General features: G+C 68.8%; 25 protein-coding genes. 9 read left to right on the top strand and 16 right to left on the bottom strand.

What is annotated here, in order from left to right; all coding sequences use genetic code 11:
* Positions 1 to 256 precede the first annotated feature (256 nt).
* The 4 genes from EV137_RS17125 to EV137_RS17110 all read right to left on the bottom strand — a co-directional run bounded on the left by EV137_RS17125 (position 257) and on the right by EV137_RS17110 (position 4258).
* Positions 257 to 610, bottom strand: a complete 354-nt coding sequence (locus EV137_RS17125; protein ID WP_133996524.1) for a DUF3817 domain-containing protein — start codon at positions 608 to 610, stop codon at positions 257 to 259.
* Positions 607 to 1458 carry an SURF1 family protein gene (locus EV137_RS17120; protein WP_238175381.1) on the bottom strand — a complete coding sequence of 284 codons (852 nt, stop codon included), beginning with the start codon at positions 1456 to 1458 and terminating at the stop codon, positions 607 to 609. The genes EV137_RS17125 and EV137_RS17120 overlap by 4 nt, the downstream gene beginning before the upstream one ends.
* Positions 1459 to 1865: 407 nt before the next feature.
* Positions 1866 to 2813: a D-alanine--D-alanine ligase family protein gene (locus tag EV137_RS17115; RefSeq protein ID WP_133996521.1), complete on the bottom strand. Its 948-nt coding sequence runs from the start codon at positions 2811 to 2813 to the stop codon at positions 1866 to 1868.
* A 134-nt stretch (positions 2814 to 2947) separates the two neighbouring features.
* A complete protein-coding gene (locus EV137_RS17110) occupies positions 2948 to 4258 on the bottom strand; it encodes an aminotransferase-like domain-containing protein (protein WP_133996517.1) in 1311 nt (436 codons plus the stop codon).
* A gap of 194 nt (positions 4259 to 4452) precedes the next feature.
* Between EV137_RS17110 and EV137_RS17105 the strand changes: the two genes are divergently transcribed.
* Genes EV137_RS17105 through EV137_RS17090 form a run of 4 tightly spaced genes read left to right on the top strand, consistent with a single transcriptional unit; the run spans position 4453 to position 6419 of the window.
* A complete protein-coding gene (locus EV137_RS17105) occupies positions 4453 to 4653 on the top strand; it encodes a hypothetical protein (protein ID WP_133996514.1) in 201 nt (66 codons plus the stop codon).
* A gap of 51 nt (positions 4654 to 4704) precedes the next feature.
* Positions 4705 to 5358 (top strand): GNAT family N-acetyltransferase, encoded by a 654-nt coding sequence (locus EV137_RS17100; RefSeq protein ID WP_133996511.1) that lies wholly within the window; start codon positions 4705 to 4707, stop codon positions 5356 to 5358.
* Positions 5359 to 5361: 3 nt separating this feature from the next.
* Complete coding sequence (locus EV137_RS17095) at positions 5362 to 5751, top strand: DUF2784 domain-containing protein (RefSeq protein WP_134129967.1); 390 nt, start codon at positions 5362 to 5364, stop codon at positions 5749 to 5751.
* A 29-nt stretch (positions 5752 to 5780) separates the two neighbouring features.
* Complete coding sequence (locus EV137_RS17090; RefSeq protein ID WP_133996505.1) at positions 5781 to 6419, top strand: permease prefix domain 1-containing protein; 639 nt, start codon at positions 5781 to 5783, stop codon at positions 6417 to 6419.
* On the opposite strand, the gene EV137_RS17085 is transcribed toward EV137_RS17090, so the two are convergent.
* Positions 6399 to 6725: a PadR family transcriptional regulator gene (locus EV137_RS17085; RefSeq protein WP_134129966.1), complete on the bottom strand. Its 327-nt coding sequence runs from the start codon at positions 6723 to 6725 to the stop codon at positions 6399 to 6401. The genes EV137_RS17090 and EV137_RS17085 overlap by 21 nt on opposite strands.
* Positions 6726 to 6798: 73 nt before the next feature.
* On the opposite strand from EV137_RS17085, the gene EV137_RS17080 reads away from it, so the two are divergent.
* Complete coding sequence (locus EV137_RS17080) at positions 6799 to 8928, top strand: MMPL family transporter (protein WP_134129965.1); 2130 nt, start codon at positions 6799 to 6801, stop codon at positions 8926 to 8928.
* A gap of 333 nt (positions 8929 to 9261) precedes the next feature.
* Here the strand turns inward: EV137_RS17080 and EV137_RS17075 are convergent, their stop codons facing one another.
* The 8 genes from EV137_RS17075 to EV137_RS41065 form a co-directional block, all read right to left on the bottom strand.
* The gene (locus EV137_RS17075) at positions 9262 to 10386 is read right to left on the bottom strand and encodes an N-acetylmuramoyl-L-alanine amidase (RefSeq protein WP_134129964.1); all 1125 of its coding nucleotides are present in this window, start codon (positions 10384 to 10386) and stop codon (positions 9262 to 9264) included.
* 32 nt (positions 10387 to 10418) lie between these two features.
* The gene (gene trxA, locus EV137_RS17070; RefSeq protein ID WP_166658562.1) at positions 10419 to 10736 is read right to left on the bottom strand and encodes a thioredoxin; all 318 of its coding nucleotides are present in this window, start codon (positions 10734 to 10736) and stop codon (positions 10419 to 10421) included.
* 43 nt (positions 10737 to 10779) lie between these two features.
* On the bottom strand, positions 10780 to 11763 hold the full coding sequence (trxB, locus tag EV137_RS17065; protein WP_134129963.1) for a thioredoxin-disulfide reductase: 984 nt from the start codon (positions 11761 to 11763) through the stop codon (positions 10780 to 10782).
* Between the two features lie 119 nt (positions 11764 to 11882).
* A complete protein-coding gene (locus tag EV137_RS17060; protein WP_133996488.1) occupies positions 11883 to 12644 on the bottom strand; it encodes an anti-sigma factor family protein in 762 nt (253 codons plus the stop codon).
* 114 nt (positions 12645 to 12758) lie between these two features.
* A complete protein-coding gene (gene sigM, locus EV137_RS17055; protein ID WP_238175380.1) occupies positions 12759 to 13487 on the bottom strand; it encodes an RNA polymerase sigma factor SigM in 729 nt (242 codons plus the stop codon).
* On the bottom strand, positions 13484 to 15142 hold the full coding sequence (locus EV137_RS17050; RefSeq protein ID WP_134129962.1) for a protein kinase family protein: 1659 nt from the start codon (positions 15140 to 15142) through the stop codon (positions 13484 to 13486). The genes sigM and EV137_RS17050 overlap by 4 nt, the downstream gene beginning before the upstream one ends.
* Before the next feature lie 102 nt (positions 15143 to 15244).
* Positions 15245 to 16891 (bottom strand): murein biosynthesis integral membrane protein MurJ, encoded by a 1647-nt coding sequence (murJ, locus tag EV137_RS17045; protein ID WP_134129961.1) that lies wholly within the window; start codon positions 16889 to 16891, stop codon positions 15245 to 15247.
* Positions 16884 to 19190, bottom strand: coding sequence for a DUF6049 family protein (locus EV137_RS41065; RefSeq protein ID WP_202871023.1), 2307 nt, complete (start codon positions 19188 to 19190; stop codon positions 16884 to 16886). Before EV137_RS41065 ends, murJ begins: the two co-directional genes overlap by 8 nt.
* Before the next feature lie 24 nt (positions 19191 to 19214).
* On the opposite strand from EV137_RS41065, the gene EV137_RS17035 reads away from it, so the two are divergent.
* On the top strand, positions 19215 to 20675 hold the full coding sequence (locus EV137_RS17035) for a CCA tRNA nucleotidyltransferase (protein WP_370341980.1): 1461 nt from the start codon (positions 19215 to 19217) through the stop codon (positions 20673 to 20675).
* A gap of 9 nt (positions 20676 to 20684) precedes the next feature.
* On the opposite strand, the gene EV137_RS17030 is transcribed toward EV137_RS17035, so the two are convergent.
* On the bottom strand, positions 20685 to 21458 hold the full coding sequence (locus tag EV137_RS17030) for an aminotransferase class IV (protein WP_166679914.1): 774 nt from the start codon (positions 21456 to 21458) through the stop codon (positions 20685 to 20687).
* Positions 21459 to 21476: 18 nt separating this feature from the next.
* Here EV137_RS17030 and EV137_RS17025 point away from each other — a divergent pair, with 18 nt between their 5' ends.
* A complete protein-coding gene (locus EV137_RS17025; RefSeq protein ID WP_134129959.1) occupies positions 21477 to 22088 on the top strand; it encodes a YgjV family protein in 612 nt (203 codons plus the stop codon).
* Here EV137_RS17025 and EV137_RS17020 read toward each other — a convergent pair.
* Complete coding sequence (locus EV137_RS17020; RefSeq protein WP_166679913.1) at positions 22085 to 22534, bottom strand: GNAT family N-acetyltransferase; 450 nt, start codon at positions 22532 to 22534, stop codon at positions 22085 to 22087. The genes EV137_RS17025 and EV137_RS17020 overlap by 4 nt on opposite strands.
* Before the next feature lie 68 nt (positions 22535 to 22602).
* Between EV137_RS17020 and EV137_RS17015 the strand changes: the two genes are divergently transcribed.
* On the top strand, positions 22603 to 23829 hold the full coding sequence (locus EV137_RS17015; protein ID WP_134129957.1) for an amidase: 1227 nt from the start codon (positions 22603 to 22605) through the stop codon (positions 23827 to 23829).
* Here EV137_RS17015 and EV137_RS17010 read toward each other — a convergent pair.
* Entirely contained in the window at positions 23820 to 25715 is a 1896-nt protein-coding gene (locus tag EV137_RS17010) for a discoidin domain-containing protein (RefSeq protein ID WP_134129956.1), read from the bottom strand. The two genes, EV137_RS17015 and EV137_RS17010, sit on opposite strands and share 10 nt — an antisense overlap.
* Positions 25716 to 25829: 114 nt before the next feature.
* Between EV137_RS17010 and EV137_RS17005 the strand changes: the two genes are divergently transcribed.
* Positions 25830 to 26858 (top strand): LacI family DNA-binding transcriptional regulator, encoded by a 1029-nt coding sequence (locus EV137_RS17005; RefSeq protein ID WP_134129955.1) that lies wholly within the window; start codon positions 25830 to 25832, stop codon positions 26856 to 26858.
* The last annotated feature ends 1 nt before the right edge of the window (position 26859 follow it).

The raw sequence follows: 26859 nt of genomic DNA, 5'->3' as shown, positions 1-26859 counted from the left end.
GCGAGTCTGGCGTCCTGCGCCGCGAGTCTGGCGTCCTGCGCCGCGGGTCTCGCGTCCTGCGCCGCAGGTCTCGCACTCTGCGCCGCGTGTCTCGCGTCCTGCGCCGCGGGTGACGGCCTCCGGGAGGCGGGTTATGTGATCGGTGGCGGGATGTAGCCCGCTACCGGTCATACAGCCCGCAAGTGGTTGGAGTGGATCCGTGCGACGGGCGGGCGAGAGTGCTCGCGGTAGTGCCTCAGAGGGCGGTGTGACGGGGTTAGCGGCCGAGCAGTTCGTGGGTGGTTTTGCGTTCGGCGTAGAACGAGAGGAAAGGGATCGTTCCGGCGACGGCCATCAGGACCAGGCGGGGGAAGGACCAGCGGACTCGGCGGAACAGGTCGAACGTGCCGAGCAGGTACACGACGTACAGGAAGCCGTGCAGGGGGCCGATCACGTTCATCGCGCCGGGGTTGTCACCCAGGTACTTCAGCGGCATCGCGACGAACAGCAGCAGGAGCAGCATCACGCCGACGACGTACGCGATCACGCGGTAGCGGGTCAGCGCGCCGCGGACGGCCGGTGTGAGCGGCTGCGCGCCGGCGGAGGTGGCGGGGTCGGCAGAGGAAGTCACGCTGAAACGGTACCGCTTGACTCCACAGCCTCCCCGACACGGTCACCCGTCGGGGAGGCGCCTGGCCCGGAGGCGGTTGTCGCGGGGCCACCCGTCCCGGAGGTGCCTGGCCCAGAGTCATCTGTCCCGGGGGCGCCTGGGGCGGAGGTGGTTGTCGTGGGGTCTTTCGGGTCGCGGTGGGCGTCCAGGACCATGCGGGCCCACATCCAGAGGGTGAAGGCGGCGAAGATCCACCACTGGACGGCGTATGCGACGTTGCGCAGGCCGGCGTGGTCTGTGGGGGGCGGGGGTGGTGCGACGACCGCGGGTGCGGGGGAGGGTACGACGCCTGAGTCCACAGCGGACTGTACGACGAATGCGTCGTACACCCGGTAGTTCACCAGGTGCACGATCGTCGGGATCCGCAGCGACGACAGCACTCGTCCCTTGGCGGCATCGTCCGACGAGTCCTCAGCTTCGGAGGCCACCACGGAGCCACTCAACCGCACCGGTCCTGAGGGGGGCGTGACGGCTGGGTCAGAAGGTGAGGCAACCCACCCGCGGACGATCATCACCGCGTCGGTGCTGGAGAGCTTCAACGGCGAAACGACCCACAGTCCAGCTCGCCCGTCCTGCAGGCGGTCGGCGACGAGGACCTGGTCCGCGGCCGGGCCCCAGGTGCCGTCCACGGTCACTCGACGGCCGACAGCCTTCGATGGGAGGCCCTCGTCGATCGAGAACAACGACTGCAGCGGGACCGGAGGCGCGGCAGCGCGCTGGGCGGTGGCGTCGGCCGTCTTCGACTGATACACACCTAGTTGCCACACGCCCATGACCGTCATGACCGATGCGAGCGCCAAGGCGAGCACGAGAAGACCGACCCACCGAGGCGCCAACGCCGTCCGCCACAACGGCCGAGCAGAACTCCCACCACCCGCGGCATCGGAGCCCGCACCACCCGCAGCGCCAGAGCTCCCACTACCCGCGTCGGAGCTCCCACTACCCGCGTCGGAACTCCCACTACCCGCTGCGTCGGAGCTCGGACCACCCGCGGCATCGGAGTTCCCGCCACCCGCGGTGTCGGAGCTCCCTCTACCCGCCGTGTCGGAGCTCGCACTATCCGCGGCGCCGGAGCTCCCACCAGCCGCGGTGTCGGACTTCCTGGGACCCGCTGCGCCGGAGCCAGCGACATCTGTCGTGCTGGGGATCCCGGCATCGGTCAGGGTGGCGGGGTCGGTGGAGGGCGGATCGTGGGGGTCGGGCATTGAGGTACTTCTCAGCGGGCTGCTGCGGTGGCGAGGAGGTCGCGGCAGAGGACGCCGAGCTCGATCCCGGCTGCCTCGGCGGCCAGCGGGACGAGTGACGTCTCGGTCATTCCGGGTGCCACGTTCACCTCGAGGAACCACGGCACACCGGCCGCGTCCACCACGAGGTCCGTCCTGGACAGGTCACGCAGGCACAGCGCCTGGTGCGCCTGCACAGCGGCTGCAGCGCACGCACCGGCGGCTTCAGGCTCCAGTCGCGCAGGTACGACGAACTGCGTCGCCCCAGCCGTGTAGCGCGCCTCGTAGTCGTAGAACCCCGAGTCCGGCCGGATCTCCACAGCAGGCAGCGCCCGCGGACCGTCGCCGACGTCGACGACCGTCACGGCCACCTCGGTCCCGTCGATGTACTGCTCGATCAACGCGACCGGACCGTACGCGTAGCAGTTCACCATCGCCGACGGCAGTTCCTCGGCAGACCGCACGATCGACGCACCCAGCGCCGAACCGCCCCGCGCCGGCTTCACGACCAGCGGCAGACCGATCTGCTGGATCACCGCCTCCATCAGCGCAGCGGCACCCAGCTCGCGGAACGTGTCATGCCCGAGCACAACCGATGCAGGCGTGTGCAGTCCCGCAGCGCCGACGACCGTCGCGGCCACGGGCTTGTCGAACGCCGTACGGCACGCTGCCGCGTCGGCTCCGACATACGGAACGCCGTACAGGTCGAGGACCTGGCGGAGTGCGCCGTCCTCGCCGGTGACGCCGTGCAGGACGGGGAAGACCGCGTCCGGGGGATCCTGGCGCAGACGATCGACCAGGGAGGCGTCGACGTCGCGCTGCTCGACCTCCACGCCGACACTGCGCAGGGCGTCCGCCACTCGGCGCCCGGACCTCAGCGAGACGTCCCGCTCGTGCGACAGTCCACCTGCCAGTACCAGCACTCGACCCAGATCACTCATCACAAATATCCCGATCACTCGTGGGCGACTCCGGCACGGTCGCCGGTCCCGAGGCCCACTCGAACGGTACCCCTACCGCATCCTGGACCCCCGCCCGCCCGTAGGTCCCTTGCGCAACCTTTGCGAACCGGAACCTAGCTCAGTTCCGGTCCTGGGGCGTCGTAGCCGTGGCCGGCGCCTGGTGTCAGCGGGCCGAACGTCTGCCGGAGTTCGAGCTCCTCGTTGATCACCGCGGCGAGCCTGCCGACGCCTTCGGTGATGCGCTCCGGCGTCGGATGACAGTACGACAGTCGCATGCACTGGGAGCCGAAACCGTCGGCGAAGAACGCCGTTCCGGGCACGTACGCGACCCGCGCCGTGACCGCCCGGGGCAGCATCGCCTTCGCGTCCAGCCCTTCCGGCAACGTCAGCCAGACGTAGAACCCACCCCGCGGCCGGGTCCAGGTGGTTGCCGCTGGCATCTTTTCCGTCAACGCCGCGAGCATCGCGTCGCGGCGCTCGCGGTACATCTCCCGGAACTGCTTCACCTGCCCCATCCAGTCGTGCCGGACCAGGTACGACGAGATCGCGAGCTGACTGAACGTCGGCGGGCACAGCGTCGCGGACTCCTGCGCCAGCACGAGTTTCTCCCGTACGGCGTGCGGCGCGACGGCCCAGCCGACCCGGAACCCGGGGGCGAACGTCTTCGAGAACGACCCGAGGTAGATGACGCCTTCGCGATCCGCCGCCCGCAGCGCCTTCTGCGGCTCGCCCTCGAACCCGAGCAACCCGTACGGGTTGTCCTCGAGGATCAGCAGCTGGGCCTGCTGACAGATCTCCAGCACCCGCGCCCGCCGCTCGTCGGACAGCGAAACCCCGGCCGGGTTGTGGAAGTTCGGGATCGTGTAGAAGAACTTGATCCGCTTGCCGGCCGCGCGCACCGACGCGATCGCCTGCTCCAGCGCCTCCGGTACGACGCCGTCGTCGTCCATCGCGACGTGCACGACCTCACACTGGTACGCCCGGAAGACGCCGAGCGCGCCGACGTACGACGGCGCCTCGCAGATCACCACGTCGCCGGGATCGCAGAACACCCGCGTCACCAGGTCGACCGCCTGCTGGCTGCCGACCGTGACCACGACGTCGTCCGGATGGGCCTCGATGCCCTCCAGCCGCATGATGTCGCAGATCTGGTCGCGGAGCGTCGGGTCGCCCTGGCCGGAGCCGTACTGCATGGCGGTGGCGCCGTTGTCGGTCACCAGGTCGCGCACCGCGCCGCCGACCACGTCGAGCGGCAGACCGCCGATGTTCGGCATGCCGCCGGCGAGCGACACCACCTCCGGCCGACTGGCGACCGAGAACAGCGCTCTGATCTCCGATGCGGTCATGCCCTTGGTCCGGGCTGCGTACGCCTCGACGTAGTTGTCGAGTCGGGTCTGCCGGACATCGGGCACGTCAGCACTCACGGGGGCCACTCCAACGGTGATCGAGGGGGAAGTCACCAGGTTACGTCGACAGACCCCGGTCGGGGCTGGGGATCGGCGTGACCTCTCACTACCATGCCTTATAGGGGCAGGTTCGACCATGCCGGAATCTGGCTGCTGAGACAGCCGGCCGGGATGGTGCGGCCTGAGAGGTGGACTCGGAAGGCGGATCAAGGATGAGCGTGGGCAGGACAGCCGGCTGGACGCTCGGTGGTTTGGCGGTGGGCGTGCTGGCCGGGTTCGCGGGCGAGCTGTTCAGGCGGCAACCCGCAGGGAAGGTGCAGCAGCGGTACGTCGCCCCTGAGGCGACCCGCACCACGGACGCGCGGACTCCGTCCCCCGTCCCCGAACCCGCGGCCGAGCCAGCCGCCCGATGACATACGGACCGTGACGAAGCTAACAGCCTGTATTGCCGATCGGATGCGCTGATGGCCCGACGGGTGGAACCGCTGACGCTCGCCAATCTCGGCGAGCTTCCGGTGCCCTGCCGTGACTGTGTGTTCTGGCAACTGGACCCGGTGGCCGCGCGCCAGGCCGCCCGGGACGGTGACACCGCGCTGGAGAAGGAAGCCTGGCTGTCCCAGTTGCTGCTCGACTGGGGAACCGCCGGGATCGTGTTGTACGTCGACGACGAGCCGGCCGGGTTCGCGGTGTACGCGCCGGCGACGTACCTGCCCCGGATTCAGGCGTTTCCGACCGCGCCCGTCAGCCCGGACGCCGTCGTCCTCGCGACCGGCCGAATCCTCCCGCGGTACCTGGGCCTCGGGCTCGGGAAGATCCTGGTCCAGGCTGTCGCCAAGGACGTCCTGAAGCGCGGCTTCCGGGCCGTGGAGGCGTTCGGGGACTCGCGGTGGGACGGGCCCGGCTGTGTCTGGCCGACCGACTTCCTGTGCGCGGTGGGCTTCACGGTGGTACGAGAGCACCCGCGCAATCCGCGGCTGCGGCTGGACCTGCGTTCAGCGATCACTTGGCGCCGCGAGATGGAGGCCGCCGTCGAACGCCTCATGGGCGCGATCAGGCCGGAGCCGGCCCCGCCGGGACCAGTGACGGTTCGTGACGCCCTGAGATCAGGCCCGGAGTAGCCCATGATCTGGCGGGCGCTGGCCGACGTGGTGATGATCGTGCACGGTGCCTTGCTGCTGTTCTTCGCGGTCGGCGCGTTCCTCGCGTGGCGCTGGCCGAGGCTGATCTGGATCCACCTCGGCATCGTGGCGTGGAACTTGGTGATCGTGCTGGTCGACTTCGGCTGCCCGGTGACGGCGACCGAGAAGTTCTTCCGCCGCGAAGGCGGCGAGAGTGTGTACGCGGGCGGATACATCCAGCACTACGTCGACGGCCGGCTGTGGCCCGACGGTGCGACGCCTGTCGCGGAGAAGGTCGGGTTCGTCCTGGTGGTGATCGGGTACGCCGGATTCTTCGTCGTACGGCGCCGTACGACGAAGCTCAGGGGCGAGTCAGTGGGACCCCGGACGTGAAACCCCGGCGTCGTCCCCATACTGGAGGGGTGCCCATCGACGAGTACCTGGCTGCCCTGAGCAAGGAACTCTGGGGGCCTCGGCGCCGCAAGGCGGACCTGCTGGCCGAGGCCCGCGACCACCTGACCGACGCCACCGAGGCCTTCGAGGCCGACGGGCTGGACAGGTACGACGCGGAGAAGCACGCGGTGGCCGAGTTCGGGACGCTCGAGGAGGTCGCTCCGGGCTATCGGGCCGAGCTGGCGGTCAGCCAGGGCCGGCGAACCGCGATGCTGCTGTTCGCGTCATTGATCGTCCAGCCGCTCATCTGGCGGCAAGGAGTCTGGGCCTGGAGCCAGGACGCGCCGGGCAGGTCCCCGCTGAACGACTTCCTCCAGGAACTTGTCCGCGGCGTCGGATCCGTGGTCATCGTGGGCGCGGTGCTGGCTGTCCTCGCGGCCGGCATCGGGATGCGGCACCCGGTCGTCCGGGACCATGTCAGCCGCGTCACCGGGATCTTCGCGCTCGTCAGTGCGACGGCGGTCGGCCTCATCAGTCTCGCGATGCCGGTGAGCAGCCAGAGCCCGGTCGGATCACTCGATCTCACCGTGGTCGTCGGCTTTGTCGTCCTGCCGCTGTTCCTGGTGGCGTTGCACGCGCGACGCTGCCTACGCCTGGCCCGGGCGTAGCACGCCTTCCACCACTGCGCGGAACGTCAACCACTCCTGCTTGCCTGAGGCAAGCATCTTCGTACCGGCGCTGGTGAGCTGATACGTACGGCGTTTCCGCCCGCCGACCGTGCTCCACTCGCTGGCCAGGTAACCGGCCCGCTCGAGCCGCCGGAGCGCCGGGTAGAGCGTGCCGGTGGGCAGATCGAGCTCGCCGCCGCTGCGCTCCAGCAACGCCTCCATGATCGCGTAGCCGTGCAGCGGTTCGTGCTCGACGACCGCCAGGATCATCGGGTCCAGGTGTCCACGCAGCGCATCCGCCTTCATGTAGCCAGTCTACTCATATACCTGTTACTGTCGAGAGGCAACATGTAGCCATTCTACTTATCAAGGATTCACCATGACCATGGACACCGAGATCCGACAAGCCACCCGGCCCGGTCTGCTGCACCGGGTCTCCGGGTGGGCGATGTGGCACGCCGGCCTGGCGCTCCTGCTCTGGGTGCTCGTGCTGGCCGCGGTCACCGCGGCGGCGACGGTGGTCGGCGCCAACTACAAGAACGACAACTCGTTGCCCGGCACCGACTCCCAGCGGGTGACGGACATCTTCACGGCGCACCAGCCGAAGGGGGACACGGCCTCGGTCCAGCTCGTCTTCCGGGCCGACGGCGGCCTCGACGCGGAGAAGTCGCGGGTCGCGTCGATGCTGGCGGTGGTCCGCGGGCTCCCGCACGTCGTCTCGGTCGCCGACCCGTTCGCCGGTCCGGGTGCCATGTCGACAGATCGACGTACGGCGTATGCGACGGTCGGACTGGATGTCGCGGTGGCGGACATGCCGGTGGACGACGTCCGGACGATCATCCATCGGGCGCAGGACTTCGCGCGGCCGGGGCTCCAGGTCGAGGCCGGCGGAGATCTGGCCCGGAACGCTGCCGAGAGTTCGGGAGGCGCGTCCGAGGGTGCGGGAATCCTGGCTGCGCTGGTGATCCTGGTGTTCCTCTTCGGGTCGTTGCTTGCGGCAACGCTTCCGCTGCTGACCGCGGTGTTCGCGGTCGGCAGCACGGTCGCGTTGCTGATGCTCGCGTCGCACCTGTTCACGGTGCCGGAGTACACGACGCCGGTGATGATGCTGGTCGGGCTCGGTGTCGGCATCGACTACGCGTTGCTGATCTTCTCGCGTTATCGCCACGAGTTGCTGAACGGCGAGGCCGACGCGAAGGTCGTGGCCCTGGACACCGCGGGCCGGTCGGTGATGTTCGCCGGATGTACCGTCGTCATCGCGCTGCTCGGCCTGCTGGCGTTGGGACTCGGTTCATTGCAGGGCGTGGCGCTCGGCGTCACGTTGACGGTGCTGATGACGATGCTCGCGGCAGTGACGTTGCTGCCGTCGTTGCTGACGCTGTTCGGGAAGCGGATCGAGCGGAGCGTGCGCAAGCATGCCGCGAAGCAGCGGCGGACGCCTGGCGACGGTTGGCGGAAGCTGGCCGGCGTTGTGCAGCGTGGGGCGTGGGTGCCGTTGGTGCTCGGCGTTCTCGCGCTGGTGGCGTTGTCGCTTCCGGCGTTGGGGATGCGGCTCGGGTTCGCGGACGCGGGAACGGACGATCCGGCGAAGACGAGCCGGAAGGCGTACGACCTGTTGGCGGAAGGCTTCGGGCCCGGGTTCAACGGTCCGTTGGTCGTGGTGTCCGAGGGGGATCAGGCCGCGGCCCAGGCACTCGGCCAGACGTTGGCCGCTGATCCCGGGATCGCCGCAGTGACGCCGCCGCAGATGACGCCGGACGGCAAGATCGCCACGGTGCTGGCGTTCCCGAGGTCGGCTCCGCAGGACGCGGCGACGAGCGACCTCGTGCAGCGGTTGCGCGACGACACCTTGCCTGCGTTGGAGTCACGGACCAATGCGACGTACCTGGTCGGTGGGTCGACGGCGGCTGCGGACGACTTTGCTGCCGCAGTGAGCAAGCGGCTGCCGATCTTCGTGCTGGTCGTGGTGGGCTTGTCCGCGTTGCTGCTGATGGCCGTGTTCCGGTCGGTGCTGATCCCGTTGAAGGCCGCCGTACTCAATCTGCTCAGCATCGGCGCCTCACTCGGGGTGATCACGCTGGTGTTCCAGCAGGGCTGGTTCGGTGCGCAGTCCGGACCGATCGAGGCGTTCGTGCCGGTGATGATCTTCGCGATCGTGTTCGGGTTGTCGATGGACTACGAGGTCTTCCTGGTGTCCCGGATCCACGAGGAGTGGCGGCGTACGGGCGATGCACAGGTCGCGGTACGGGAAGGGCTGGCGACGACAGGCAGCGTGATCACGGCGGCGGCCGCGATCATGATCGTGGTCTTCGGCGCGTTCCTGCTGAGCCCGGACCGGATGCTGAAGCAGTTCGGCCTGGGCCTGGCGACCGCCGTGCTGCTCGACGCCCTCCTGATCCGCTGCGTCATCGTCCCAGCAGTACTCCGGCTACTCGGCAACCACGCCTGGTGGCTACCGAGCAGCCTCGACCGCGCCCTCCCCAAGATCAAACTCGAGGATCACTCATAGCGCGAACTCCAGACGCGGGCCTTGCAGATCTCGGCACTGCTCGGGGAGCCAGGGATGGGGGACTGGGGCGGATCTGCTCCCCGGATCGGGCAGGCATCCTCCCCGCTCCCCTCCGTCCCGCAAGGATGAGCCCGCCTGGTGGCACCTGTGCGACGCCGGCGTACCAGCCCCTACCCCATTTCGCTGGCAGACCCATCAGTTCGGGGGTTCGTGAGCCGAATTCCGGGTGTAGAAGCCCCGAGTTGGTGGGTCTGCCAGGCAAATGGGGTGTGGGTGCGGGGCGATGGGGACCGGAGACAGGAGTTGGTGGGTGGGGACAGGAGGGCCGAATAGCTAGACCGTGAGTTGGCCGAAGCGGAGCATGCCGGTGGCGGCGTCCTGGTCCGGGGGGAGGTAGACGCGCTGGATGGCGACCACGATCGCTTCGGCGATCACGTCGCGGAAGGCCGGGTCGGCCAGGCGGGCGGAGTCGTGCGGGTTCGTGACGTACCCGATCTCGAGGCGCACCGCGGGCATCTTGGTCCGGCGCAGCAGATCCCAGGTCTTGGCGTGGGTGTGGCAGTTCAGCAGGTCGGTGCGGGCGACGATCTCGCGCTGCACCAGGCCGGCGAACTGCTCGCCGACGCTCGACGTGGCGCCGTGCAGGTCGTTGCCGTAGAAGTACGTCGCGACGCCCTGCGCGGCCGGGTTCATCGACCCGTCGGTGTGCAGGGAGACGCACAGGTTCGCGTCCGTCTCGTTCGCGAACGCGGCCCGGGCCAACTCGTCCGGCCCTTGATCGCGCCCACGCGACAAATACGCCCGTACGCCGGTGGCGCCGAGGCGACCCTCGATCCGGGCAGCAAGGTCGTACGCGATGTCGGACTCGCGCAGGCCGTAGCCCTCCCAGCCGTAGTCGAAGCCGCCGTGACCCGGGTCGATCACCACGGTCTTCCCGGACAGTCGCGGGCCGGCGGCGCGGACAGCCTCTCTCGCGCGCAGTGCGTCCGGACGGCCGCCGGTGGCCATCGGCCGGATCCGCTGCAGTGCCTTGAACGTCGACGGCCCACACGTGCCGTCGGCCGGCAGACCCATGTTGCGCTGGAACTCGGTCACCGCGCGCTGCGTGTCCGCGGCGAAGATCCCGTCGATCCGGGCGACCGCGAACCCGAGCTCCTGCAGTTTCGCCTGCAGGCTCAGGACGTCGTCACCACTCATCGGGTGCGACGGGACGTACGTCAGCAACCGGTCGCCCAGCCGCCAGCGCGCGTCGTCGATCGCCCGGTACGTCTGTGGGCCGACGATCCCGTCGATCATCAACCCACGTTCCTGCTGGAATCCCCGGACGGCGTTCGCGGTCGCTTCGTCGTAGACGTCGTGGCCGCCGGTCAGCAGCCCGAGCCGTTGCAGCTTGCCGACGATCTCGGCGACGGCCTCACCGCTGTCTCCGATCCGGTAGACGCCGTGCGGGGATTCCATCAGATGTGACTCCTTGCCGGTGTGGCGGACTTTCAGGCGGTGAAGTCGGCGAGCTCCTTCAGCAGTGCCGCCTTCGGCTTGGCGCCGACGATGGACTTGGCCAGCTCACCGTTCACGTAGACGTTGATGGTAGGGATACCGGTAACCCGGTAGTTGCTCGGGGTAACCGGGTTCTCGTCCACGTTCATCTTCAGGAACGTGATCTTGTCGCTGTGGTCCTGCGCCAGCTCTTCCAGGATGGGGGAAACCTGGCGGCACGGGCCACACCACTCGGCCCAGAAGTCGACCAGGACCGGCTTGTCGCTCTTCAGCACCGTAGCGTCGAACTCGGCGTCGGTGACAGCGTTCATCTTCTCGCCCACGGGCGTATCTCCTTCAGGTGGTGGTGTCAGGTCAGACAGAGACGGGCTGGGTGGCCGCCGCGGCGGCAGCGGTCGCCGCGTCCTCGAGGGTGGCCAGGAAGCGCTCGGCGTCCAGGGCGGCCGCACAGCCGGTGCCGGCCGCGGTGATCGCCTGCCGGTAGGTGTGGTCCACCAGGTCGCCGGCGGCGAACACGCCGGGCAGGTTGGTCTCGGTGCTGTTCGGCTTGACCAGCACATACCCCTCCGCGTCCAGCTCGACCTGGCCCTTGACCAGCTCCGAGCGCGGGTCGTGGCCGATCGCGATGAACAGACCGGTCGCCGGCAGCTCCCGGGTCTCGCCGCTGACGGTGTCCTTCAACGTCAGGTGGGTGAGCTTCTCGTCACCGTGGATCTTGTCGACCGCGGAGTTCCAGTGGAACTCGATCTTGTCGTTGGCGTACGCCCGGTCGGCCATGATCTTCGAGGCCCGCAGCTCGTCACGGCGGTGCACCAGGTGCACCTTCTTCGCGAACTTGGTCAGGAAGGTGGCCTCCTCGACGGCGGAGTCGCCGCCGCCGACGACCGCGATCTCGTGGTCACGGAAGAAGAAGCCGTCACAGGTCGCACACCAGGACACACCGTGCCCGGACATCCGGTCCTCGTCGGGCAGGCCCAGCTTGCGGTAGCCGGAACCCATCGCGAGGATCACGGCCTTGGCGCGGTGCTCGGTACCGGCCGAGTCGGTGACGACCTTGATCTCGCCGGTCAGGTCGACCTTGGTCACGTCGTCGGCCACCAGTTCGGCGCCGAAACGCTCGGCCTGCGTGCGCATCTCGTCCATCAGCGCCGGGCCCATGATGCCCTGCGAGAAGCCAGGGAAGTTCTCCACCTCGGTGGTGTTCATCAGGGCGCCACCAGCGGTGACGGAGCCCTCGAAGACCAACGGCTCCAGTGCCGCGCGGGCGGCGTACACCGCTGCGGTGTAACCGGCCGGGCCGGAGCCGACGATGATGACGTTGCGAACTGTGTCGCTCATGCAGGCGTTCCTCGTGTCGTCGAGACAGTGACGTCGTACTCAACGGATCCTAGAGGCCGACCATTCCCACGGTACCCATCGGCGGGCCGCCGTACCGCATCGCCGTACGGCGTGTGGACTTAGCGGTTGCGCAGCGTGACCGTGGTCTCGAAGAACGAGCTCGCTACACCGCCGGGGACGCTACATCCGGTGACCGCGAAGACCTGGATCTCACCCGGCCCCGAACCCTGCAACCCGATGATCGTGGCCCGCTTGCCGTCGATCTTGGCGGGCTGGACCAGCCGCACGTTCGAACTCGCTTGGGCGACCGCGAACGACCGGGCGCACGACTGCTCGTCGGCCGAGCCGTGCAGGATCGAATTCGGGGTGTGGTCCAGCCACCGCTGGGTCGACGGACCGATGTCCTTCGTGCTGACCGCCACCGCGTCGGCCGGTGGGGTATTCGGGTCGGCGGAGGCGGCGCCCTCCTTCGCCTGGTCCTTGGTGGCGATCACCACGCCGACGCCGAGCGCGGCGATCAGCACCACACCGGCCGCGGCGCCGAGCAGCTTCGGCAGGTGCCGGCGCGGCTCCTCGCGGATCTGGGCCAGCGAGTGCACCCCGACGGTGGACGCGCGCAGCACCGACTCGGACACGATCACGGAGTCGAGGTGCTCGGCGACGGCGGTCGGCATCGGGATGTCGCTGCGGCCTTCCTCGGCCAGGTCGGTGGTCAGTTGCAGAAGGGCGTCGTACGTCTGCTGGCACTCCGGGCATGCCTTCACATGCTCACGAGCGCGATGCGCCTCGGGGGCAGGCAACAGGTTCTCGATCAGGTCGGCGATCGTGTCCGTGTCCAGGTGCTCGAGGTGCTCACTGGTCGGCAGACCGGGATCGGTCATCAGGGGCTCGCCTCCTCACGGGAGGTGCGCGGGGTGGTCATATGAAGCTCCGGTCGAAGGCGTCAGTCGTCCGGTCGCCAGAGGCAGGCGACTTCGCTAGGACGGGGAACCGGGTCATTCGGTTCCCACCGCTTCCGCGGCGGATTTCTCCGGTACGTCGGACTGCCGGGTCGTCTGCCAGTGACGCAGCAGCGGGAGCAGCTTGGCGCGACCGCGGGCGCAGCGCGACTTGACCGTGCCGGGGGCACAGTCGAGGATCGCGGCCGCCTCCTCGATCGAGTACCCCTCCATGTCGACCAGGACCAGTGCGGCGCGCTGGTCCTCGTTGATCTGCTTGAGCGCGTTCAGCACGTCCAGCCGGCGCTCCCGGACCTCGGCCGGGTCGTCCTCGGCCGGCCCGGCCAGCTCGGCGGCGCGGTCCTCGTCCTCGGGCAGCGGGTCGGCGGCACGCACCTGGCGGCGGCGGATCCGGTCCAGGCAGGCGTTCACCACGATCCGGTGCAGCCAGGTGGTCACCTTCGCGTCCCCGCGGAACGAGTCGGCCCGGCGGAACGCCGAGATGAACGCCTCCTGGAGCGCGTCCGCGGCTTCTTCGGGCTCACCGAGGGTACGGATCGCAACCGCCCACATCCGGTCCCTGTGCCGCTTGACCAGGAACCCGAATGTGTCCGGGTTGCCGGACACGTGCATCCGCAGCAGCTCGTGGTCGTCCAGTTGGTCGTAGCTCACCGGTCCGCTCGCTGGGGCAGGCTGCGCCGCGCCCTGCGGGACCGGCTCGTCCGCGCCGATGCGCGGGACGTCCGGCCGGGGCGGCGGATTGCCCGAGTCCACGTGAGCGGTCATTTCTGGATCGTGACCTCCGAGATCGTGCCCCGGTACTTGCCGCCGTCTTCCTTCGGAAGCTTCGTCAGCCAGACGAGCACGTACTGCGTCTCGGTCGGTGCCGAGGGCGTCAGAGTCACCGTACCCTCAGGCTGGTTCTCCTGGGTGGCAACCGGCTTCCAGCCGTCGGTCGCCGTCGGCGCCGCGCCGCCGTCGTTCTTCGGGACCATCAGCTGGACGCTGGTGCCGTCGCCCTTCAGCGCGACCTGCACCTTCGACACGTTCGTGGGCGAGCCCAGGTCGTAGTAGATACCGACACCGGGCTTCTCGCCGCCGAGGTTCGCCCGGCTGTACGACATCGTCGTCCAGGTCGTCGTGGCCTTGCCGTCGTAGGTGTTCGCAACGTCGTCCGGATGCTCGTTGCCGTTGCCGTCCGGGTCGAAGTCCTTGGCGCTCGCGATCGTCGCCTTCCCGCCGGTGGTCGCCGACGGGGTGGTGCTGGTCTGCGGCGGGGCACTGCTCTTCGTGCCGCCGTCGCCGCCCTGGTCGTTGTTCATCGCGCCCTTGAGCAGGAACTGCGCCATCGCGATCACCGACAGCAGGGCCAGGATCGCGAGCAGGATCAGGATCCGGCCGCCCCAGCCGCCCTTGGCCTTCGGCTCCTCGTGCCGGCGCCGGCCGTTCCCGTTCGCGGGCGGCGGTGGCTGCCGGCGTATCGGACGGGTGTCGGTGGCCGGGTTGTACGCCGCCTGTGAGGGCTGATAGCCGTTCTGCTCCGCCTCATACGCCGGTTGCGGGGAGGGGTCGATCGCCGGCGGCGGGGCCTGCGGCACCACCTGGGTGGCGTCGTCGACGCTGCCGTTCTGCCGGGCGACCTGGACGGTCTCGTCCATCTGGTTCGGCGGCTCGTGCGAGCTGCCGACGACACCGGACAGCGCCGCGGACAGGCCGGCCGCGCTGGTGATCGGCGGCGCGTGGTGCCGCGGCGGGTCACCGAGCAGGCGGTCGCAGATGTCGTCCAGGGAGCGCGGTACGCCGGCGCGCACCTGGCGCGGGCTCAACAGCCGGCCGTGCTCGACGGGCGCGGGCTGCATGCCCCAGGCCGGCGCCGGACCGGGCCAGCGGCCGGTCAGCGACGCGTAGAGCAGTTGGCCGAGGGAATGCACGTCCTCCTCGGGCGAACCGGCACCGGACGACCGCAGCGCCGCCTCGGTGGCGACACCGATGACCTTGATCGCGCCCGCGTCCGTGATCACCACGGTCGCCGGGCTGATCGCACCGTGCGCGTAACCGGTGCGGTGCAGGTTCTCGAGGGCCTCGGACACCTCGCGGGCCAGCCACCCGGCCTGCTGTCCGGTGAGCGGTCCGCTGTCGAGCATCCGCTCCAGCGTCCGGCCGCCCGCCCACTCGCGAACGCAGTACGTCACGCCGTCGTGCATGTCGCAGTCGAGCACCCGCAGGAACCGCGGGTCGTTCGCCGCGGCGGCCCGGCGGGCGGCGTCGAAGAGCAGATTGGTCCGGGGGTCACCGACCGGCAGGACGTCGACGACGACCGCGCGGCTGAGAACCTCGTCCACGGCACGCCATACCCGGGCACCGTCGATCTCCGCGAGCAACTCGGCGATCCGGTACCGCCCGGCCAAGAGGGCACCAGGACTCACGGTCTGGTTCGACACGGTGTCTCTCGCCCTCCTTGATGCCCAGCGGCCTGATCGCAGGCCCCATGTTAGTGCCCCACCGACCGGACGGGTGGTGCACTAACGCACAAGCGGTCCGGATCAGCGGCGGATCGGCAACTTCGATGTGACCATGGACACCACGTCGTTGACCTCGTGAATACGGAGTACCCGTGACACGGCGGCGTACACCGGCAGCATCACGGCCGCCGCAGCGGCCAGTTGGAGGACGGCGCCGAGGGGTCCGGACCAGTCGATCGCGAGGCTCAGCAGCCAGAGCACCACGCGGCCCGCACCCGCGCCGGCCACCGCGGCGATCACCATCGCGAGCAGCGGCAGCCCGATCCCGGCGCCCGGGACCCGCGGCACCCTGCGCCGCAGGACCGGCCGCGAGATCAGTACGGCGACCAGGTACGCCAGCGCGTACGCCCCGCCGAGCACCACACCGCTGAACCGCAGGTGCGCCTGGTCCAGCAGGACCCGGACCCCGATCACGGCTGCCGCGATGTTCGTGGCCGCGATCACACACTGCAGGAAGAACGGCGTACGGGTGTCCTCGAAGGCGTAGAACGTGCGGAGCTGGAAGTACTGCACGGTGAACGGCACGATCCCGAGCGCCAGCGTCATCAACGTGTACGACATCAGCGTCAGGTTGTTCTTACCCGAGCCGTACCCGGCGATGATCGTCACGATCGGATAGGCGAACGCGATCATCGCGGCGGCCGCCGGTACGACGATCGCGAGCGTCTGCCGGATCGACCGGGCGGACATCCGCCCCACCTCGGCGGTGTCCCCGTCGGCCGCCAGCGCCGACATCTGCGGCAGGGCCGCGGTCGCGAGCGACACCGTGACGATGCCGTGCGGCACCAGGATGATTAGCATCGCGGTGCTGTACGCGAACAGACCGGCCTTCGCGCCGGGATCACTCGAGGCGCTACCGGCGATCGCGAGCTGGGTGACGACGACCAGCGTCACCTGGTTCACGGCGACGAAGAGAACTGTCCAGATGCCCAATCGGGCAGTGTGTCCCAGACCGGTTCCGCGGAGGCCGAACTTCGGCTTGTAGGTGTGCCCGCTCGCCTTCAGATAGGGCAGCAGCACCAGCAGTTGTACGGCGATGCCCACCGTGTGCCCGAGCCCGAGCAGCAGCTCCTCGCCGTGGCTGTACGTCGGCGGGTTGTCGCCGACCCGGTAGATCAGCAGGAAGACCACGATCGATGCGCACGCGACGATGTTGTTCGCGATCGGCGCCCACATCATCGGACCGAACCGGCGACGCGCGTTCAGCACCTGCCCGACCAGGACGAACGCGCCGTAGAAGAAGATCTGCGGCAGGCAGAGCCGTACGAACATGATCATGTTCGCCTTCTCGGTCACCCGGGACGGGTCGTGCAGCTCCTTCGGCAGGTACAGCTCGGCGATCGCCGGCGCCAGCAGTACACAGGCCACCGTGACGATCGCGAGGACGACGAAACCGAAGGTCAGGATCCGGTTCGTGAAGTCCTGGCCGCCGTCGTCGTGGTTCTTGATCGCGCGCACCAGCTGCGGGACCAGCACGGTGTTGAAGACGCCGCCGGCCAGCAGGATGTACAGGCTGTTCGGGATCGTGTTCGCGGCGGTGAAGATGTCGCCGCGCAGCGCCGTACCGATGGCGGCCGCGAGCAGGGCGATCCGGATGAATCCGAGCAGGCGGGACAGCACCGTTCCGGCTGCCATCACCGCCGCGGAGCGCAGGGTGCGGTCAGCCATCCTTCGAACCGACTCCTTCTTTCAGGGACGCATCCGGAGCTTCGGGTACGCCGTTCGCCTCGGGGCGATCGTGGGCGGGATCAGCGGTCGTGCCGTCGGTGCTGCTGTCGGTGCTGCCGTCGGTGCTGCTGTCGGTGGTGGCGGCGGTGGTCGCGGCGGCCGTGTTGCGGCGCTCGGTGCGGACCCGGCGGTAGATGCGGACGAACGACGTACCGAACAGCAGGGCGCAGGCGGCGCCGACCAGGATCCAGCCGACGCTGCCGTACTGGCTGGCCTGGATCAGCAGCTCCTGGGACTTGCCGACCGGCTTGCCGTCCGCGTTGGTCACCTGCGCGGTGGCCCGGATCAGACCGTTCTGTTCGGCGCTCGCGGTGATCCTGGGCGTCCACTTCTGACCGGGTCCGAGGACGGCGGTCGGCAGCCGCTTGATCTTCAGGTCGGACCGGTTCGCCGAGCTGACCACGATGCCGACCCGGACCGACCAGTCGGTGTCGTTGGTGATCGTCAGCGGGAACGTGCCCTTGCTGCCGGCCAGGTTGACCTTGATCTCCTTGCGCAGACCGCGATCCACGCTCGCGTTGACCAGGTGCACCTTGCCGAGCTGCTGGTTGGCCGAGCCGAGCTCGATCGCGCTGAAGCGGCGAGCCTCTTCCGGGTGCCCGTTCCAGCCGGACGACGTGGACCGCAGCAGCGCCTGCGTCATCACCTCCGGCAACGCGTTCCCGTCGACGAGCAGGTTCTGCATCGTGGTGGTCGCGTCGTCGAGCTGCCTGATGCCGTCCAGCTGCGTTTCGGTCAGTACGCCGTTCGTCTTCGCCGCGGCCGGTGCCTTGGTGGTCAGCGGTTTCGGATTGGCAGCCACCACGTCGGCCACGTCGGTGGCCTTGATCCACGGAAGCGACAGACTTCCCGCGAGCGCAGCGGTTGCGCGGCCGTCGCTGTCCCAGCCGCGCGGCGGCGCGACGACCACCGACGCGGCGCCCTTGCCGCCGGCCGCGATCAGCGCGGTCACGGCCGCGAACCGTTGCCGGACCTGCAGCGGGCTCTCGGCGGTCTCCGGATCCGGGCCGCCAGTGGTCAGGGACGAGTTGGCGATCACCGTGCGGACGATCTGATCAGGGCCTTCGGGCGTCAGTACGTCGTACACGGGGGTGCTGGTCAGCACCGGGCGGGTTGAGGCCGACCACGACGAGCTGCTGACCAGGTTCAGATCGTCGGTGGTGGCGCCGGTGAAACCGCCGGATGCCGCGGCCAGGTAGCGGCCGGCGGCCGCGCCGCCCTCGAGCGACAGCCCGTTGGTGAAGCCCGGGGCCAGTTCGCCACCGGACCGTTCGGTCTTCGTGCGGGCCTGCGCGACGAGCTTCTTCAGCGGCTCACCAGAGTCCAGGAGACCGGCTACGTCCGGGTCGCCGTACGGCAGCAGCACGACCTGGTTGCCGCGGGCCCGCCCGGCGTCGAACTCCTTGAGCCAGGTGGTCGCGACAGTCTGTCCGGTCCCGATCGTGGTCTGGCCGTTCTCGCCGACGACGACGTACCCCTTCGCCAGCTGCCGGATCTCGTCGAGCATCGCCGGGTCCACCAGCCAGGTGACCTGGTGCTGCCGGCCGAGGGCGAGCAGCCGGCCGAGTGATCCGGCCGGAGCCAGCGACGTTGCCAGTGAGTCGTTGGCGAAGTTCTTGCCTCCGAGCTGGGTCGGGCGATGCCGCAGCGGTACGACGAGAGCGGTGTTGACCGGACGGGTCAGCGGCTCCTTGCCGAGCACCGGCATCAGGGTGCGGGCTCGGCCGGCCATGATCCGCGAGCTGTTCGGCGGCTGCCCCCGGAACGCCACGCCGACGACGTACACGCCGGTCTGGTCGTTGATCCGCCATTCCTTCCACGGCACCGTGAGCGTGAAGTCGACGGTTTCCTTCGGCGCGAGCGGCTGATCGAACGGCTGGAAGGTCTGCTCGTCGTTGGTCAGGTTGCGGCAGCTGTCGCGCTCGCTCATCGGGATGTTCTGCTCGGTCGAGATCGCGTCCAGCGCCGACGTACTGGCCAGGCGGGTCCGGTCGATACAGGCGAGGGCCTGCGGTTCCTCGAACGTCACCGAGCTGGTGTTCGTCACCCGGCCCTTGATCACGACCGGCTGGCCGGGTTTCGGCGCGGTCGGGCCGAACGAATCGATGGTGACCTGGACGGCCGGCTCGTCGGTGGGCGCCGCCTCCGCCTCGGCGGGAGCGCCCAGAGTCGCTGCCGAGGCAGCAACCACAAGGCAGGCGCCCGCCACCGCGGAGAGCCTCAGTCGCCGTCTGAACACGCCGTCACCGTAACCTAGATCCCCGTGTCACCCTTTGCCGACCAGTCAGCCTCCGCCGGATCGTTGCCCGCCGTACAGCGACGAGCAGTCCAGGCCCTGCTGGAACTCGCCCCGGTGGTCGACGAACTCGGCCACCGGTTCGCCGACGCAGGCCACGAGATCGCGCTGGTCGGCGGTCCTGTCCGGGACATTCTCCTCGGCCGGGGGAGCAAGGATCTCGACTTCACCACGTCAGCGCACCCGGACGTGATCGAGCGGCTGCTGTCCGGCTGGGCGGACCATGTCTGGGACATCGGCAAGGCGTTCGGCACCATCGGTTGTCGGAAGGGCGAGTGGGTCCTGGAGATCACGACGTACAGGTCGGAGACCTACGATCCCACCTCGCGCAAGCCGGAGGTGGCGTACGGCGACAGCCTGGAGGGGGACCTGGCCCGCCGGGACTTCGCGATGAACGCGATGGCGGTCCGACTGCCGTCGCGGCAGTTCGTCGACCCGTACGGCGGGATGGAGGACGTCGCGCACCAGCGGATCCGGACCCCCGGTACGCCGGAGGACTCGTTCTCGGACGACCCGCTGCGGATGATGCGGGCGGCCCGGTTCGCGGCGCAGCTCGGCTTCACGCCCGACCCGGCCGTGGTGACGGCGATGACCGCGATGGCCGACCGGATCACGATCGTGTCCGCCGAACGGGTCCGTGACGAGCTGGAGAAGCTGATCTGCGCCGACCACCCCCGGATCGGGCTCGACCTGCTGGTCTCGACCGGGCTGGCCGAGCACGTGCTGCCCGAGCTGCCGGCGCTGCAGCTGATGAAGGACGAGCACCATCGGCACAAGGATGTGTACGAGCACTCACTCACCGTCCTCGATCAGGCGATCGACCTGGAATCTCGTCTGTCTGTTCCGACGCCGGATTTCGTCGTTCGGTTCGCGGCACTCATCCACGACATCGGGAAACCGAAGACGCTGAAGTTCGAGGGTGCGCGGAAGGTGACGTTCCACCACCACGACGTGGTCGGGGCAAAGCTGGCGCGGAAGCGGATGAAGGCGCTGCGGTTCAGCAACGAGCAGATCGAGCAGGTGAGCAAGCTGATCGAGCTGCACCTGCGCTTCCACGGGTACGGCGACGGCGAGTGGACGGATTCCGCCGTACGCCGCTACGTCCGGGACGCGGGTGACCAGCTCGAGCGGCTGCACATCCTGACCCGCGCCGACTGCACGACCCGCAACCGCCGCAAGGCGGAGTCGCTCCGGGCCGCGTACGACGACCTGGAATCCCGCATCGAGCGCCTCCAGGAGCAGGAGGAACTCGACGCTCTCCGCCCCGACCTCGACGGCAACCAGATCATGCAGATCCTCGGCATCTCCCCCGGCCGCGAAGTAGGCGAGGCCTACAAGTTCCTCATGGAACTCCGCCTCGACCAGGGCCCCCTCGGCGAAGACCAGGCCCGCGAAGCCCTCCTCCGCTGGTGGGCCGACCGCACCTAGCCGTTTCGGTCAGATGGGTTGGGCGGGGAGGCTTGCGTAGGCCTTGGTGATGGTGGTCGCTGAGGGTGAGTGCGGGGCGTATGTCGTGGTGCCGGCGGCTGTCGTGATCGACGCGACGGGGAGTGCGGGGTCGATGGAGTTCGTCAGGTAGGCGGCGTCGTACGTCGGGAGGTCGGCGAGGGGGATCGGGGCTGTGTCGAAGGACTCCAGGCCGCGTTGGAGGACCTGCTGGCGGATGCCGGGGAGGGTCGGCGCGGCGGGGAAGACGAGGTGCGGGCCGCGGGCGAAGCAGATGTTCCAGATGGAGGCTTCGGAGAGTTCGCCTGTTGCCGTGTGGAAGACGGCGTCGTCGTACCCGGCCTGCTTGGCGGCGCGGGCGTAGTAGGTGAGGTCGAACGTGCCGGTGTGCTTGAGGTGCGGGACGGCGCGTTCGTGTTGATAGGCGAGCAGGCGGAGCGGTTGGGTGCCAGGAGCCATCGGCGGGCCGACGCGGGTCAGTAGGTGGAGTTCGTCGTCGGCGAAGACGTTGACGCGGATCGAGAGGTCGCCGGAGCCCGCCTGGTCGAGCGCTGCGCGCAGGTCGGCGCGGACACGGTCCTCGGGGAGCGGCCGGCCGAAGACCTCCCGCGTACTGCGGTCCAGCCGCTCGAAGTGCAGGTCCAACCCGTCGACCTGTCCGTCGCGCACCTGCATCGAGGTGAAGTGACCGTACGACGTTGCTCGCAGCAACCTCGGGTCGACCAGCCGTAACAGGGCGCCGTCCAGCAACAGGAAATCGTTCACGCACACTAGTCTCGCGGTGTGGACGTGTGGAGCATCATCGGGTGGGGCGGATCCGCGCTGGTCGTGTGGTCGTTGCTGCAGACCCGGATCCTTCGGTTGCGGATCCTGAACCTGATCGGCTGCGTGATCCTGGTCGGGTTCAACGCGGCCGTCGGCGTGTGGCCGATGGTCGGTATGAACGCGGTCCTCGCGGTCATCAACGTCGTACATCTCTGGCGACTGCTCCGGCACCGGCACGACGAGGCTGAGTACCAGGTGCTCCCGGTGAACTCGGCCGACGCGTACCTCGGCTACATCCTCGAGCGGCACCAGAAGGACATCACCCGGTTCAACCCCGGCTTCACGCTCGCCACCAGCCCGTACGCGTTCCTGGTCCAGCACGGCGACCGCACCGTCGGCGTCGTCCTTGCCCACGACGCGGGCACCGGCCGCGCACAGATCGACCTCGACTACGTGGTGCCGAAGTACCGCGACTTCACGCCCGGAGAGTTCGTCTACCGCCGCAGCGATGTCTTCACCGATCAGGGCTTCCACCAGGTCATCGCCCCACCCCGAATGCGCGACTCCACGCCGTACCTCGAAAACCTGGGCTTCCACCGCGAAGGCGAAGACCTGGTGCTGAACCTCTAGAGATCCTTGGCGTAGCAGAGGGAGACGATCTCGTTTTCGAAGGGTGGGTACGGCGGGGTCGGTTGGTAGCCGTGGTTGGTATAGAGGGCGATCGCTTCGACCTGCTTGGTGCCGGTTTCAAGGCGGAGTCTGGTGAGGCCTGCTGTGCGGGCCTGCTGTTCGACGACCTCGAGGAGCATGCGTGACAGGCCCCAGCCGCGGGCCGACGGTACGACGTACATCCGCTTGATCTCGCCCAGCCCAGGCCCGACCGGCTGGAGGCCGACGCAGCCGACCGGTGTTCCTTCCAGCGTCAGGACCGTGAACGTGATGTCAGGATGCAGGCCGACGAGCGGCTGGTCATCGCCGTACATCGCTGCCAGTTCGGCCTGTTGCGCGGTGGTCAGGGCCAGCACATCCGCGTCGGTCGGCGGCGCCGGCCGCAGTTCCACTCCGTCGATCACCATGCCATCGGACGGTAGCAACATGGCATGACGCTCCTGTTTCCGTCTTCTCTCCGTGGTCTGATGGGGGAGTGAGGACGTTGGAGGAGATCGCGGCCGGCGTACGGGACGGTGCGCTGGATCCGGTGCAGTTGGTCGAGGACGCGCTGGCGCGGGCCGCCGACACGGCGGACCTGAACGCGATCGTGCACCTGGACGTCGACGGTGCGCGGAAGGCGGCCGCCGCACACGCCCGGACCGGTGCGCTGGCCGGCGTACCTGTGCTGGTGAAGGAGATCATCGAGGTCGAAGGCCTGCCGTACCGCTGCGGGTCCGCGTCCATGGACGAGATCGGGCAACAGGACGCGGAAGTCGTACGCCGGTTGCGTGCTGCCGGCGCGATCGTGATCGGGCTGAGCCACACGCACGAGTTCGCCTACGGCTGCACGGGTACGTCGAACCGCGTCGGACCGTGCCGGAATCCGCACGACCCGTCGCGGATGACCGGTGGATCGAGTTCGGGCTCGGCTGCTGCTGTCGCGGCCGGCGTGGTGCCGCTGGCGCTCGGGACGGACACGGCGGGCTCGGTGCGGATCCCTGCGGCGTTGTGCGGGGTCGTCGGCTTCAAACCGTCGTACGACACCTTGCCGACCGATCGGGTCTTCCCGTTGTCCCAGAGCCTCGACCACGTAGGCGTTTTGACTCGCACCGCAGCAGATGCTGCCTACGCCCTGAGTGTGCTGGCAGGCATGGGATCTGTGACTACTCGCAGACCCCGCCTCGGAGTGCCGACGAACCCCGAGTACCTGCAACTGAGTCCTGAGGCCCGCAGTGCATGGACTGCTGCGCTGGAGGGACTCGATACCCTCGACGTGCGGCTCCCGGACTGGTCGCACAGCTTCTCGACCGCAGCCAACATCCAAGGACCCGAAGCGGTGGCCAACCACCGCGGCCGCTCACAGGACCGATACCAACCCGACGTACGTCAGCGTCTGATCGAAGCGGCACAGGTGAAACCGGCTGACTATCGACGTGCACAAGAAGACGCCGCGAGTATCACCGCCGAGCTCGATGCGGTCTTCCAGCACGTCGACGCCGTACTCACCCCGACAGTTCTCACCACCGCGCCGCCGCTGACCGCGGCCGATGTCGACGTACGCCGGCAGCTCCTCAACAACACGCGCCTCGCGAACCTCACCAGGCACGCGGCCGTCAGCCTGCCGATTCCGGCTGACGGCCTTCCCGTCGGCCTCCAGGTCATTGCTGCAAGCAACGAACAGGCGGCTGCGGTCGCGTGCTGGATCGAGGCTCAGCGGTAGATCCGCAGGTCGGCCAGGCTCCACCAATTGCCGGAACTGCCGGTCTGCGTGATCCGGATGTAACGCGCCCGCGTCGGCGGTAGGTCGATCGTCGTCAACTGACTGCTCGACCTACCGTCGGAGACCGTCCGCCAGCTGCTCCCGTCGTTGCTGACAGCAACCGACTGACCGTGAGCGTAGTCGCCGAGGTTCCCGCCGCTGTCCAACGCGACCTGCCGGAACGTCTGCGCTTTTCCGAGGTCGACCTGCACCCACTGACCGGGGGCCTGCGCCGCCTTGCTCTGCCACACGGTCGACCCGTCCGCGTCGACCAGCAGGCCGGCAACGGCTCCGTTGACGCTCGCGGTCGCGCTCACAGCCGAGAGCTCGTGCGGCACGTCCGCCGAAGTCGGTCCCCAGGTGTACGTCGCGATCGACCCACCCGACAGCTCGTACTCGAAGGACTTGTCCCCGACCGCCACCGCGAATGACCGCGGCGCGTCGTTCTCGTTGTGCACCACGAGCGCCGTCGTACCGTCGGGATTGCGGAACGCGGCCGACATCAGTTGCCCGTTCCATCCCGTCGTCCCGTACGACGTACTCCCGATCCGCACCGCACCCGGCTTCACGAACTTCGACAGGTGGCCGATCGTGTAGTACTCCGCATCCGTCGACACCGTCCCGTCCGGCTGCAGCGTGACGAGGCCGGTGCAGGTGTCGCAGCCGCCGAGGTGCGGGCCGCCGGTCGAGTCGAGGGCGATGTTCCAGTTGACGACCGACCTCGCCCAATTGCGCGTCGTGCCGAGCATCAGCGTGCGTGCGTGCCAGGTGAGCGTGCCGCGGAAGATCTGTGGCGGGGTGTCGTTCGGCCCGTGCGAGCCGGAGCACTCGGTGAACCAGATTCCCTTCGAGGGGAACGCCTTGTGCAGGTCGGTCTGCTTGGACGGGTCGCCGGAGTAGCAGTGGTACGCCGTACCCGCGATCCACTTCGCGGCCGAGGTTTGCAGCAGCTTGTACGGGTAGTCGGTCTCCGGATCCTCACCAGGCGGGGTGGAGGCGATGTCACCGGGATGGGTGGTCCAGTTGTGGTCGTACCCGAGGATCTTCGTCCGCGGGCTGACCTTCTGCAGCAGCGGACCCAGGGCGGTGATTACTGCGGCTTCCTGGCGGACGGGCAGGTCCGTGCCCGGGTACGCGCTCGGCTTGCGATTCTGCGGTTCGTTCTGGATCGACAGGAAGTCGACCGGTACGCCGGCCCGCGTGTACGCCTGGACGAACTTCACCAGGTAGCGCGCGTACGCGTCGTACACCTGGGGGTCGTCCTTCAGCCGTCCGCCGACGAGTGAGTCGCCGGTCTTCATCCAGGCGGGCGGGCTCCACGGCGTCGCCATCACCTTGAGCGCCGGGTTGAGCTGCTTCGCGCGGCGGAGCAGTGGCAGCACCTGTTGCTCGTCGTGCGCGATGCTGAAGTTCCGCAGCCTGAAGTCGGTCTGGCCGGTGGGTACGTCGTCGTACGTGTAGTGCTCGGCCGCGGCCGTGAAGTCGGACGAGCCGACCGGCTGCCGCAGGAAGCTGACGCCGATGCCCTGCTGCGGGTCGAACAGTTTGCGCAGCGTCTGCTCGCGGTCGGCCGGGCTGAGGCGGTACAGCACGGCGGCGGACGAGTCGGTGATCGAGGCACCGAAGCCGTCCATGGTCTGGTACGTCGTGCGCGGGTCGACCGTGATCGTGGTCCGATCGCTCGCGCCGTCCTGGAACGAGACGCGCGCGCGCTCGTGGAGCAGCTCGGCCCGGTCGGGCGTGGTGACCCAGACGTTGACCTGAGTCGTCGGGGGATGGGCCTGGGCGGGACCGCTGAGTGATGTCGCCGCGAGAGCAAGGGCGACGCCGAGGGCGGGTGTTCTCATCGCTCACTCCTCTTGATGAAACAAACGTCCTCAGAGAACGCTCGGTGCTGAGGACTGTCAAGGTCTGGGAGCGTGGGACTAGAGTGCTGAGCGTGAAACATCGGGATGTAACAAATGCCGCGCGGTAGAGCGACCGTGCGGGACGTCGCGGCCGCTACCGGGGTGTCGATCGCGACGGTGTCCCGCGTGCTCAACCAGCAGGGCAGCGTGGCGCCCGAGACACGGCAGCTCGTCGAGCAGGCGGTCGAGAATCTCGGCCTGCGCGCGCCCGCACCCCGTGGCGGTACGGCGAAACCCGTCGACGGAGCCGTCTACGTGCGCTGTCCGTACGTGCTGACGGACTACTTCGGGCTGATCGTGTCGTCGATCGCGGAGACGCTGGACCGCCACGGCCGGCAGGTCGTCCTCAACGCCGGCGAGTCCACGCAGCAGGACCCGGCGCTCGCGAGCCTGCCGGCCCGTCGCGAGATCGGCGGCGCGATCCTGATCCTTCCGCCGGAGCCGAGCGAGGACCTGGTCCGGCTGAGTTCGCGGCGCTTCCCCTTCGTTGTCGTCGATCCGCGGACGGCGCTGCCTCGTGACATCCCCTCGGTGTCCGCGGCTCACCACTCCGGCGCTCGGCAACTCACGGCGTACCTGACCGGGCTCGGGCACACGCGCATCGGTGTGATTGCCGGTCCGCGTGAGTGGCTCGCTGCCGACGCGCGGCTGAGCGGTCACTCGGCTGCGCTCGCGGACGTCGGCATCCTGCCCGACCCGTCGCTGGTCCGGCACGACCAGCCGACGACGCAGCACGGGTACCGAGCCGCAGGTGAGCTGCTCGACCTAGATCCACCGCCGACCGCGCTGGTCGCGTTCAACGACAAGGCCGCCATCGGTGCGTTGCAAGCCGCTCGCGAGCGCGGCCTCTCGGTACCCACCGATGTTTCGATCGCGGGTTTCGACGATCTCGACCTTTCGCGCGTGACCACTCCCCAGCTCACCACCGTCCGCCAGCCGCTGCAGGAGATGGGCCGGATGGCGGTCAGCCTGCTGATCCGCTTGCTGGACCGCCACGAGGTCGAGGCCCTCCACGTAGAACTGGCCACCGAGCTCGTCGTTCGAGGATCCACCGGTCCGAGAGTGTCCACAATCGACAGTTAGA

Source organism: Kribbella pratensis, from assembly GCF_004366075.1.
Taxonomy (GTDB): domain Bacteria; phylum Actinomycetota; class Actinomycetes; order Propionibacteriales; family Kribbellaceae; genus Kribbella; species Kribbella pratensis.
Note: the sequence above shows the minus strand (reverse complement) of the source record. Positions and strands in the feature narration are given on the sequence as shown.